The organism is Streptomyces sp. NPDC001401 (assembly GCF_042895385.1).
GTDB lineage: Bacteria > Actinomycetota > Actinomycetes > Streptomycetales > Streptomycetaceae > Streptomyces.
This window is the reverse complement of sequence record NZ_JBIAWI010000007.1, coordinates 15,523-26,982: the sequence shown is the minus strand read 5'-3', so window position 1 is coordinate 26,982 and position 11,460 is coordinate 15,523. Positions and strand designations below refer to the sequence as shown.

Sequence of the window (11,460 nt, the reverse complement as noted above, 5' to 3'; positions counted from 1 at the left end):
GTGGTGATCAGAGGTACTCCCCGCGAAGTACGACGCCCTGCCCCGGCTTACCTCAGCCCGACCCCGAGGGCGAGCTGCCCCGCCGCATGCCGGAAGAACGCCGCCCGGTCCTCGACGACCCGGTTGAACTGGCCGAACAGCTCGAACCCGATCAGCCCGAAGAGCTGGGCCCAGGCCGCGACGAGGGCCGGTGCAACGGCGGGCGGCAGGTCGGAGGCGAAGTCGGCTGCCATGCGCTCGGCCTCGGGAAGCAGTTCGGCGGGGAGAGCGGGCAGCGCCACGCCGGGGCCCTGCCGGGCCTCGCGGACGATGCCGATGAGGACGAGGCCGACGCGGGCGGCGGCCGGGATGGTGGTGTCGGGGGCGGTGTAGCCGGGGACCGGCGAACCGTAGATCAGCGCGTATTCGTGGGGGTGCGCGAGGGCCCACTCGCGTACGGCCTCGCACACGCTGGTCCAGCGCTGCACGGGGCCGGCGTCGGCCACGGCGGTGTGCGCCGCCTCGGCCGCCGCGCCCACGGAGTCGTACGCGTCGATGATGAGGGCGGTCAGCAGGTCGTCGCGGCTCGGGAAGTAGCGGTAGAGCGCGGAAGAGACCATGCCCAGTTCCCGTGCCACGGCACGCAGCGAGAGCTTGGCAGCGCCTTCGGCGGCGAGTTGTCTGCGCGCCTCTTCCTTGATGGCCGCGGTGACCTCGATCCTGGCTCGGGCGCGGGCGCTGTGTGCAGTGCTCATGGGAGCAGTCTCCCATGAAACGAGAGCGGTGCACACAAAGAAGAGCAGCGAACCAAAAAGAGAGCGCCGAACAAAAAAGAGAGCACTGCTCTTGCAATGGATCACCGATCCAGTGCAGACTCTTCCTCAAGCGAGAGCAGTGCTCACAAAAGCGAGCGACGCTCTTTCACTCGATGGGGGTTCTCATGTCCACACACGTCCAGAAGCCCGGCTGGTTCACCGTCAACGTCTTCAACCGCGCCGTGGCGTGGATGACCCGACGCGGGATCAGCATCTGGGGCTCCCGGGTCCTCGCGGTCCGCGGCCGCAAGAGCGGCGAGTGGCGGACCACCCCGGTCAACCTGCTGGTCGTGGACGGACAGCAGTACCTGGTCGCCCCGCGCGGTCACGTCCAGTGGACGCACAACATGCGTGCGGCGGGCGGCGGCGAACTGCACCTCGGCAAGCACGTGGACGCGTTCACCGCGACCGAGGTGAGCGACGACGACAAGGTCCCGCTGCTGCGTGCCTACCTCAAGCGCTGGAAGGCCGAGGTCGGGGTGTTCTTCAACGGCGTCGGCCCCGACTCCCCCGACGCCGAGCTGCGCCGCATCGCCCCCGACCACCCCGTCTTCCGGATCACCGTCAAGAGCTGACCTCGGTGGCCTCGCCGCCCGCCGGACCCACCGGACGCCGGTCGAGCGCGGTCAGGGCGCGCTGGGCCATCGGATGGGTGCGCACGATCTCGGCGAGGGACGTCGATCCGCGCGTGATGTCCCTGAACGCGTTCCACGCCGGCCGGAACCCGGTCAGCGCCGCGTGGAACAGGCCGGGCCGGCGCTCGAACACCGTCAGCAGAGCCTTGCCGACGCTCATCTCGACGCCGAGCCCCGCCTTGATCGCGAACGCGTAGTTCAGCGCCTGGCGCCGGGTGTCCACCGCGTCGGCCGCCTCGGCGATCCGCACCGCCCACTCCCCCGCGAGCCGCCCCGAGCGCAGCGCGAACGAGATGCCCTCGCGGGTCCACGGCTCCAGCAGCCCCGCCGCGTCCCCGCACACCAGCACCCGCCCGCGCGACAGCGGCGAGTCGTCGGCCCGGCAGCGGGTCAAGTGGCCGGAGGAGATGCTCGGTTCGAACCCGGCGAGGCCGAGCCGCCCGATGAACTCCTCCAAGTACCGCTTGGTGGCCGCCCCTTCACCGCGCGCCGAGATCACACCGACCGTGAGCGTGTCCCCCTTGGGGAACACCCACCCGTAACTGCCGGGCATCGGCCCCCAGTCGATGAGCACCCGTCCCTTCCAGTCCTCCGCGACGGTCTCCGGCACCGGGATCTCCGCCTCCAGGCCCAGGTCCACCTGGGCCGGCTTCACCCCGACGTGCGCCCCTATCCGGCTGGCGCTGCCGTCCGCGCCCACCACGGCCCGCGCGAGCAGCGTCTCGCCGCCCTGCAGGAACACGGCGACCGTGCGCCGGTCCGGCACCGCCGAGCCGTGCTGCTCCACGCGCTGCACGGTGACACCCGTACGCAGCTCGGCGCCCGCCTTCTGCGCGTGCTCGACCAGCTGCTGGTCGAACTCGGGCCGGTTGATCAGCCCGAACAGCATGTGCTTGGAGCGGCGAGTGCGAGTGAAACGGCCGTTGTTGGAGAACGTCACCGCGTGCACCCGGTCCCGCAGCGGAAGCTCGAAGCCGGGCGGCAGGGAGTCGCGCGAGGGGCCGATGATCCCGCCGCCGCATGTCTTGTAGCGCGGCAGCTCCGCCTTCTCCAGCAGCAGCACGCTGCGTCCCGCGACCGCCGCCGCGTAGGCGGCCGAGGCCCCCGCGGGTCCCGCGCCCACCACGACGACGTCCCACACCCGCTGCACGTCGTCCGCCGAAGAGTTCTCGCTGCTCACGATGGTCTAATGCTCCCGATCAAGCTGCTGCCGCACCTGTCCCCCGCATCCTACGGCGGACGTCGCCGCAGGCCGCTGTGGGAGGATCCCGATACCCACACGTACAACGTCGCACCCACAAGGAGCGTGCCCATGTCGTCGAATCCGGTCGCCGAGACCGTCGCCTCGCTGATGCCGAGGGCGCAGGCGGAGCTCGCCGAACTGGTGGCGTTCAAGTCGGTGGCGGACTTCGACCAGTTCCCGAAGAGCGAGAGCGAGGGCGCCGCGAACTGGGTCGCCGACGCCCTCACCGCCGAGGGGTTCCAGGACGTGGCCCTTCTCGACACCCCCGACGGCACACAGTCCGTCTACGGCTACCTGCCCGGCCCCGAGGGCGCGAAGACCGTCCTGCTCTACGCCCACTACGACGTGCAGCCGCCGCTGGACGAGGCCGCCTGGACCACCCCGCCCTTCGAGCTGACCGAGCGCGACGGCCGCTGGTACGGGCGCGGTGCCGCCGACTGCAAGGGCGGCGTGATCATGCACCTGCTCGCGCTGCGCGCCCTGAAGGCGAACGGCGGCGTGCCCGTCCACATCAAGGTCATCGCCGAGGGCTCGGAGGAAATGGGCACCGGCGGCCTGGAGCGCTACGCCGAACAGCACCCCGACCTCCTCTCGGCCGACACGATCGTCATCGGTGACGCGGGCAACTTCCGCGTCGGCCTGCCGACGGTCACCTCAACCCTGCGCGGCATGACCCTCGTCCGTGTGCAGATAGACACCCTCGAGGGCAACCTGCACTCCGGCCAGTTCGGCGGCGCCGCGCCCGACGCGCTGGGCGCGCTGATCCGCGTACTGGACTCGCTGCGCGCGGAGGACGGTTCGACCACCGTCGACGGGCTCACCCCGGAAACCCGCTGGGAGGGCCTGCAGTACGACGAGGAGCAGTTCCGCCAGGACGCCAAGGTGCTGGACGGCGTGCAGCTGATCGGCTCCGGCTCGGTCGCCGACCGCATCTGGGCGCGCCCGTCCGTCACCGTCCTCGGCATCGACTGCCCGCCCGTCGTCGGCGCCACCCCGTCGGTGCACGCGGGCGCCCGTGCCCTGGTCAGCCTGCGCGTGCCGCCGGGCGTGGACGCGGCCGAGGCGACCAAGCTGCTGCAGGCCCACCTGGAGGCGCGCACCCCGTGGGGCGCCCGGGTACACACCGAACAGGTCGGCCAGGGCCAGGCGTTCAGCGCCGACACCACCAGCCCGGCGTACGCGGCGATGGCCGAGGCGATGGCCGTCGCCTACCCCGGACAGGAGATGCAGTACGCCGGCCAGGGCGGCTCCATCCCCCTCTGCAACACCCTTGCTTCCCTCTACCCGCAGGCGGAGATCCTCCTCATCGGCCTGAGCGAGCCGGAGGCCCAGATCCACGCGGTGAACGAGAGCGTCTCGCCCGAGGAACTGGAACGCCTGTCGGTGGCAGAGGCCCTGTTTCTGCGGAACTACGCGGCCGGCTGACCACGCTGCCGGTGCCGGAGGGCCTCGTCTTCGGACGGAGCCCTCCGGCACCCTGCCGACCGGACTCCGAGTCGGTCCGGGAAAATCGCGGCGGATCGGCGGACACGCGACGGCTGTCACCCTGACCATGGAGGTCATGTCCTCCGCCACGCGCCGCGCCGCCCACACCGACCTCGCCACCTTCCTGGCCCTGCTGAGCGACCGCGAGCTGGCGGACCTCGTGGCGTCGGGGACACCGCTGGGCGTCGGGATCGGGGGGCGCTCGACGCTGGTCGAGGTGGACGGCCGCCGGGTCTTCGTGAAGCGGGTGCCGGTCACGGACATCGAGCGGCTGCCCGAGAACACGCGGTCCACGGCGGACATCTTCGAGCTGCCGTCCTTCTGCCACTACGGCATCGGCGGCCCGGGCTTCGGCAGCGTCTGGCGCGAGCTGGCCGTGCACACGATGACGACGAACTGGGTGCTGGCCGACGGCTTCCCGGGCTTCCCGCTGATGCATCACTGGCGGGTCCTGCCGGATGCGGTACAACCCCTTCCCGTGGAGCTGGCCGACGTGGAAGAGGTGGTCGCCTACTGGGGCGGCGGCCCGCAGGTGCGCGAGCGCATCGAGGCCCTGCGGACGGCGTCGGCGAGTCTGACGCTGTTCCTGGAGTACTTTCCGCACACTCTCCACGACTGGCTCGACACGCAGGTGCGCACCGACGACGCGGACCGGACCTGTACACGGGTGGACGAGTGGCTGGGGGCGCTGACCGCGTTCCTCCACCGCCACCGACTGCTCCATTTCGACCTGCACTTCCAGAACGTCGTCACGGACGGCGAGGAGTTCTACCTCGTCGACTACGGCCTCGCGTTCAGCCCGCGGTTCCGGCTCTCCCGGCAGGAGCGTGCCTTCTTCGACCGGCACCGCGACTACGACCTCGTCTACTCGCGGGCCCACCTGGTGAACTGGCTCGTCACCGCCCTGTACGGATACGACCGGCAGGAGCGGGAGGCCTTTGTGCGGGCCTGTGCGATCGGGGCGCACACCGACGGCCTCCCCGAGGCCGCCACCGCGATCATCGCCCGCGACGCACCCCTGACCGCCGTCCTCAACGGCTTCTTCCGCCGGCTGCGCACGGAGAGCAGGCAGACCCCCTACCCGTACGAGGACCTGCGGCTCGCCTACAGCAGTTCCACGCTCTCCGCGTAGTGGCAGGCCACAGGGTTCCCGCCGCCGCGGTCGATCAGCGCGGGCACCTCCTCGATGCAGGCCTCGCGCTCGCTCTCCGTCAGCTGGTTCGCGAACTTGGGACAGCGGGTGCGGAAGCGGCAGCCGCTCGGTGGGCGCACCGGGCTGGGGATGTCGCCCTGCACGAGGATGCGTGTGCGGGCGCGCTCCTTGCGCGGGTCCGGGAGCGGGATGGCGGAGACGAGGGCCTGCGTGTAGGGGTGGGCGGGGGCGGTGAACAAGCGGCGGGCGGGGGCGATCTCGACCAGGCGGCCCAGGTACATGACCGCCACCCGGCCGGCCACATGGCGCATCACCGACAAGTCGTGGGCGACGAAGAGGAAGGACAGGCCGAGTTCGCTCTGCAGGTCCATCAGCAGGTTGAGGACGCCCGCCTGGATCGACACGTCGAGCGCCGACACCGGCTCGTCCAGCACGATCACCTTGGGGCGCAGCGCCAACGCCCGTGCGATGCCGATGCGTTGGCGCTGGCCGCCGGAGAACTCGTGGGCGTAGCGGTTGCCGTGCTCGGGGTTGAGGCCGACCAGACGCAGCAGTTCGCGCACCTCGTCCTTGCCGCGGGCGTCGTAACGTCCGTGGATGCGCAGGGGTTCGGCGACGATCTCGTGGACGTTGATGCGCGGGTCGAGGGAGGCGTACGGGTCCTGGAAGACGATCTGGAGTTCGCGGCGCAGCGGGCGCATCCTGCGTCTGCTTAGTTCGGTCAGTTCGGTGCCGCGGTAGCGGACCTGGCCGGAGGTGGCGGACTCCAGGCCCAGGATGGTGCGTGCGGTGGTCGTCTTGCCGGAGCCTGATTCGCCGACGAGGCCGAGCGTCTCGTGCTGGAAGAGGTCGAAGGAGACTCCGCACACGGCGTGCACCTCGCCGACGCGGCGGCGTACGACGCCCCGGGACATGACCGGGAAGTGTTTGACGAGGTCGCGGACCTGGAGGACCGGTTCGCCGGTTCCGCCGTGCCCGGGCAGCGGGGGCAGGGGCGCGGCGGCGGCCTGTGCGGGGGCGCTCATACGGAGTCCTCCTCGGCGTTCGTCGAGTGGGGCGAGGGCGTCGTCGTGTCGGCGAAGCGGGCCAGCGCCTCGGAGTCGGCTCCGACCGCGTCGAACACCTCCGCGGCGCCGGTGTCGACGAGTTCGTCGGCGAAGTGGCAGGCGCTGAGGTGCAGGTCGTGCCCGGCCTTGCGCAGCGCGGGCTCCGTGGCGTCGCATGCCTGCCGGCGCAGGGGGCAGCGCGGGGCGAAGGGGCAGCCGGGCGGCAGGTTCAGCAGGGAGGGCGGGGAGCCGGTGATCGGGGTGAGGCGTTCCTCCTCGCGGTCCATGCGGGGCAGCGAGCCGAGCAGGCCGAGGGTGTAGGGCATGCGCGGGGTGTAGAAGATGTCCTCGACGGAGCCGGTCTCCACGATGCGGCCCGCGTACATGACGGCGACCCGGTCGCTGTGCCCGGCGACCACGCCCAGGTCGTGGGTGATGAGCACGAGGGCGGCGCCGGTTTCGGCGCGGGCGGTCTCCAGGGCGTCGAGGATCTGCGCCTGCACGGTGACGTCGAGGGCGGTGGTCGGCTCGTCGGCGATGATCACGTCGGGATCGTTGGCCATGGCGATGGCGATGACCACGCGCTGGCGCATGCCGCCGGAGAGTTCGTGCGGGTAGTTGTCGACGCGCCGCTCGGGGCTGGGTATACCGACCGTGCCGAGCAGGTCGACGGCCCGGGTGCGGGCGGCGCGGGACTTCAGGTCGGGGTTGTGCCGTCGTAGCGTCTCGGCGATCTGGTAGCCGACGGAGTAGACCGGGTTGAGCGACGTCATCGGGTCCTGGAAGATCATCGCGATGCCGCTGCCGCGCAGGTCCGACAGGCGCGCGTCGGACAGACCCAGCAGCTCCGTGCCCTCGAAGCGGACCGAGCCGCGCACCCGGGCGGTGGCCGGCAGCAGTCCCATCACGGCGAGCGCGGTGACCGACTTGCCGGAGCCGGACTCGCCGACGATGCCGAGCGAGTCGCCGCGGTCGAGGCGGTAGCCGACGCCGCGCACGGCTCGTACGAGACCGTCCTCGGTGGGGAACTCCACGCTGAGGTCCTCGACTTCGAGCACCGAGTCGGTGACCGGGACCTCCTGGATGCCATGGCTGCTGGTGGTCACTGGCGCACCCTTTGCTGCCGGGGGTCGAAGGCGTCGCGCAGTCCGTCGCCGATGAAGTTGATGGTCAGGGCGATGGCGATGATGAACGCGCCGGGGATGTAGAAGAGCCAGGGCCGGGTGTCGACCGCCGTCTGCGCCTGGGAGACGAGCAGCCCCAGGGAGGTGTCGGGCGGTTGGACGCCGAAGCCGACGAAGGACAGGGCCGTCTCGGTGAGGATGCCGGTGGCGACCAGCACGGTCGCGTTGACGATGATCGGGCCGAGCGCGTTGGGCAGCAGATGCCGGAAGATGATCCGCGCGTCCGAGGCGCCGAGCGCCTTCGCCGCCTCCACGAACTCCTTCTCGCGCAACGACAGTACGGTGGCGCGCACCACCCGAGCCACGTACGCCCAGGTCAGCCCGGCGATGACGGCGGCGATCCAGTACCAGGAGCCGCCGCTGCGGGAGGAGATGACAAGGGCGATCGCGAACAGCGGCAGCGTCAGGACAAGATCGGCGATGCGCATCATCAACGAGTCGACGAAGCCCCGGTAGAAGCCCGCGACCGCGCCCCAGATCGCGCCGACGAAGGTGGAGCCGAGCGCGATCAGGATGGCGATCTTCAGCGAGGTCTGGGTGCCGCGCATGACCTGGGCGTAGGCGTCGTAGCCGGAGGCGTTGGTGCCGAACGGGTGCTTCCAGGACGGGGGTTGGGAGTTGTCCGGTGTGTACTTCTGGTACGAGTAGTGCCACAGGTGCGGGCCGATGAACGCCCACAGCAGGATCAGCACGAAGACCACCAGGCTGGCCATGGCGGCCCGGTGCCGCAGGAAGCGGCGCAGCACCAGCTGGGTCTGGGTGCGCTGCCTGACGGTGAACTCGCGCTCGGCGGGCGGCAGTTGCGTGCCCGCGGATCCGGCTGCCTCGGTGTCAGTCATAGCGGATCCTCGGGTCGAGTACGGCGTAGAGGAGATCGGCGAGGAGGTTGAAGCCGATGACGACGACCGCGGAGAGCAGCAGCCACGCCATGGTCCGGTAGACGTCGACGGTCGCGGCCGACTCGACGAGCATCTCCCCCATGCCGTGCCACTGGAAGATCGTCTCGGTGATCACGGCGCCGCCCAGGATGATCGCGATGTCGAGCGCGGTGACGGTGGCCAGGGGGATGAGGGCGGTGCGCAGCGCGTGCCGCACCATGACCGTGCGCCGGCGCAGCCCCTTGGCGCGGGCGAGGCGGACGTAGTCGCTGTTCAGGACCTCCAGCATGGAGGCGCGGGTGTAGCGGGTCCAGGAGGCGAAGGAGACCAGGGCCAGGGTGATGGTGGGCAGCACGAGGTGGCCGATGCGGTCGGTGAACTCGTTCCAGGTGGTGTCGACTTCGAGGTACGGGGACTTCTCGCCGATGGTGCCCAGGAACTGGCTGCCGGTCTGTTCGTTGAACCAGATTCCGGCCTGCTTGAGCAGCACCGCGAACCAGAACACCGGCATGGCGAGGAAGAGGAAGCCGAAGAAGGTGACGGTGTAGTCGGCGGCGGTGTACTGGCGGATCGCACTGAACACACCGAAGATCACGGCCAGGACCAGGGCGATGAGCATCGCGGCGGCGACCAGGGTGACCGTCACGCGGAAGCGGGTGAACAGGTCGTGCCCGATGTCGAGGTTGGGCTGCACCGACGGGCCCCAGTCGCCGTGCAGGACTCCGGTGATCCAGTTCCAGTAGCGCTGCACGGCGGGCTCGTTGGCGTGGATGTGCCGGGCGAACGCGTTGATGGCCGCCTGGCTCGGCCGGGGCTGCCGTGAGGTGGCGAAGTTGGCGACCGGGTCGCCGGCGTTCACGACGACCAGGAACACGATGAACGTCGAGGCGATCAGCACGGGGATCGAGACGAGAATGCGGCGCACGGTGTAGGCGAGCATGCGGTCTTCTCTCGCGGGCGGGACCCGGTCCCGGGGTCTCCGGGACCGGGCTTGAGGGGTGCGATCGGGTTACTTCTTGAGGCCCCACTCGGCGGTGTTGTACGGCGGTCCCACGTTCGTGGAGTTGTTCCGCATGTTCACGAACCGCGTCTGGACGGCGAGGAACGTCGGCTTCTGGTACAGCGGCAGGACGTAGGCGGCATCCACCATGATCTTGTCCGCCTGGTTGAGCAGGGCGGCGGCCTTCGACTGGTCGGTGGTGCCGACCGCCTCGGCGATCAGCGAGTCGACCTTCTTGTCGCTGTAGCCGCCGAAGTTGCCGCCGCCTCCGGTGACCCAGTTCTGCTGGGCGTTGGCGGTCGGGAACGGCGAGGCGACCCAGGCGAAGACGATGATGTCGTACTGGTGCCCGGCCAGCACCGTGCCGAGGTCGGCGGCGCCGATCGGCTTGATGGTGACCTTGATGCCGAGGTTCCCGAGGTCGCTCTGCAGGATCTGGCACTCGCTCTGCCGGATCTGGTTGCCGGTGGTGTAGCGGCAGTTGAAGGGTCCGACGGCCTTGCCGTCCGGTGTCTTCAGCGCGGTGCCGACCCCGGTGAACTTGGCGTCGGTCAGGTATTTCTTGGCCTTGGTGAGATCACCCGACCCCTGGCCGGTGGCGGTCACCAGATCCTGGTAACCGGCCTGTCCGGGAACGTAGTTGTGGTTGCCGAGCTGCTTCACCGAAGGATCGAACTGCTTCACGGTCTTGGCCATGATGTCCTTGATGCTGATCGCCGTGAACATCGCCTGGCGCAGCGCCGGGTACTTGCCGAGCACCGGGTTGTGCAGGTTGAGGTCGAAGTGCTCCCACTGCAGACCGTTGCCGATGTTGTAGGTGACGTTCGGGATGGACTTGACCTGGTTGACCAGGTCCACCTCGGGCTGCGGATAGATCGCCTGCACCTCGTTGTTGCGCAGGGCGATGGGCTCCTGGGTGGCGTCCGAGATCACCTTGAAGATCAGCCGCTGCAGGGACGGCTTGGCCGTGCCCCACCACTTGGGGTCGGGTTCGTAGGTGGCGTGGTCGTTGTCCACCCACTGCGTCATCTTGTACGGGCCCGCCGTCGGGTACTTGGTGGGCGGGTTCTTCTGGAAGTACTGCCAGCCCTGGGCCATCTGGGCGGCCGTCATGTGTGCGGCGTCGCCCGCCTTGGCACCGGAGAGCTTTTCGGCGATGTGGGCGGGATACAGCGGATAGCCGGCGCCGAACAGCTGCTTCCAGTCGGAGAAGGGCTTGGCCATCACGACGGTGACGGTCCTGCCGCCGTCGGAGCCGGTGACCGATTTGATGCGGTCGTATCCGGCTGTGCTCTGCGGCAGGCAGCCCTTGGTCTGCGTGCTGTCGCTCGCGGGCGGCGGCGGGCAGTCCTTGCCGTCGTTGGTGCGCCAGTAGTACACGAAGTCGTCCGCGGTGATGGCGGTGCCGTCGTTCCAGGCCGCCTTGGGATTGATCTTGTAGACGAGGGTCTGCGGACTGCTGCTGGTCTGGGTCGCCGAGGTCACCAGGTCCTTGTTGACGGCGACGGTGAAGTCCGGCAGCGGGACGAAGACCTGGGGCAGCACGACCTCGAGCGCCTCGCCGTTCTCGAAGGTGTTCCCGTTGGTGTCCTGGATGTTCCACTGCTGGATGTTCTTCTCCAGCACATAGGTGAACGTTCCGCCGGACTTGGTTGCGGCGGAGTTGCAGGTGTTGGCCTTGCCCCGGGTGTTGCACGACGAAAGCCCGGCCGAGCCGCCCTTGTTGGAGCCGCCCCCGCCGCCACTGCTGCTGCAGGCGGCCAGAGCCAGCACGAGCCCGGCGGCAAGAGCAAGTCCCCTTGTGAGGGCCGATGATTGCGCGCGCATGTCCCTCCTCCGGCCGACGGAGGCTCCGCGGCCTTGTCGAGGCGGCCGAGCGGCCGCGAGAGAGCTGAGCTGCGCACTGACGGTAGAACTCGCGTGTACCTTTTTCAGATTCCTGTTCATACCGGGACGGCGACAATTCACCCTCGCTTTGCCCCAGGAACTCCCTCCGCCGGGCAAAGTCGCCTGATAACCACTCAGAAACCGCACAGATCACG

General features: G+C 69.6%; 10 protein-coding genes. 3 read left to right on the top strand and 7 right to left on the bottom strand.

Features of this window, described 5'->3' with window-relative positions; all coding sequences use genetic code 11:
• Positions 1-47 precede the first annotated feature (47 nt).
• A complete protein-coding gene (locus tag ACFY10_RS23560) occupies positions 48-734 on the bottom strand; it encodes a TetR/AcrR family transcriptional regulator (RefSeq protein WP_390667148.1) in 687 nt (228 codons plus the stop codon).
• Between the two features lie 185 nt (positions 735-919).
• Here ACFY10_RS23560 and ACFY10_RS23555 point away from each other — a divergent pair, with 185 nt between their 5' ends.
• Positions 920-1,369, top strand: a complete 450-nt coding sequence (locus ACFY10_RS23555; RefSeq protein ID WP_390667147.1) for a nitroreductase family deazaflavin-dependent oxidoreductase — start codon at positions 920-922, stop codon at positions 1,367-1,369.
• On the opposite strand, the gene ACFY10_RS23550 is transcribed toward ACFY10_RS23555, so the two are convergent.
• Positions 1,359-2,609 (bottom strand): geranylgeranyl reductase family protein, encoded by a 1,251-nt coding sequence (locus ACFY10_RS23550; protein WP_390667146.1) that lies wholly within the window; start codon positions 2,607-2,609, stop codon positions 1,359-1,361. The two genes, ACFY10_RS23555 and ACFY10_RS23550, sit on opposite strands and share 11 nt — an antisense overlap.
• Positions 2,610-2,741: 132 nt before the next feature.
• Here ACFY10_RS23550 and ACFY10_RS23545 point away from each other — a divergent pair, with 132 nt between their 5' ends.
• Both ACFY10_RS23545 and ACFY10_RS23540 read left to right on the top strand, forming a co-directional pair.
• Positions 2,742-4,097, top strand: a complete 1,356-nt coding sequence (locus tag ACFY10_RS23545) for a dipeptidase (protein WP_390667145.1) — start codon at positions 2,742-2,744, stop codon at positions 4,095-4,097.
• A gap of 136 nt (positions 4,098-4,233) precedes the next feature.
• Positions 4,234-5,289, top strand: coding sequence for a protein kinase family protein (locus ACFY10_RS23540; protein ID WP_390667144.1), 1,056 nt, complete (start codon positions 4,234-4,236; stop codon positions 5,287-5,289).
• Here ACFY10_RS23540 and ACFY10_RS23535 read toward each other — a convergent pair.
• The 5 genes from ACFY10_RS23535 to ACFY10_RS23515 all read right to left on the bottom strand — a co-directional run bounded on the left by ACFY10_RS23535 (position 5,262) and on the right by ACFY10_RS23515 (position 11,245).
• Positions 5,262-6,335: an ABC transporter ATP-binding protein gene (locus ACFY10_RS23535; protein WP_390667143.1), complete on the bottom strand. Its 1,074-nt coding sequence runs from the start codon at positions 6,333-6,335 to the stop codon at positions 5,262-5,264. The genes ACFY10_RS23540 and ACFY10_RS23535 overlap by 28 nt on opposite strands.
• A complete protein-coding gene (locus ACFY10_RS23530) occupies positions 6,332-7,441 on the bottom strand; it encodes an ABC transporter ATP-binding protein (RefSeq protein ID WP_390667523.1) in 1,110 nt (369 codons plus the stop codon). Before ACFY10_RS23530 ends, ACFY10_RS23535 begins: the two co-directional genes overlap by 4 nt.
• Positions 7,442-7,458: 17 nt before the next feature.
• Positions 7,459-8,379: an ABC transporter permease gene (locus ACFY10_RS23525; RefSeq protein ID WP_390667142.1), complete on the bottom strand. Its 921-nt coding sequence runs from the start codon at positions 8,377-8,379 to the stop codon at positions 7,459-7,461.
• On the bottom strand, positions 8,372-9,358 hold the full coding sequence (locus ACFY10_RS23520) for an ABC transporter permease (protein ID WP_390667141.1): 987 nt from the start codon (positions 9,356-9,358) through the stop codon (positions 8,372-8,374). Before ACFY10_RS23520 ends, ACFY10_RS23525 begins: the two co-directional genes overlap by 8 nt.
• A 69-nt stretch (positions 9,359-9,427) precedes the next feature.
• The gene (locus ACFY10_RS23515; RefSeq protein ID WP_390667140.1) at positions 9,428-11,245 is read right to left on the bottom strand and encodes an ABC transporter family substrate-binding protein; all 1,818 of its coding nucleotides are present in this window, start codon (positions 11,243-11,245) and stop codon (positions 9,428-9,430) included.
• Between the last annotated feature and the right edge of the window lie 215 nt (positions 11,246-11,460).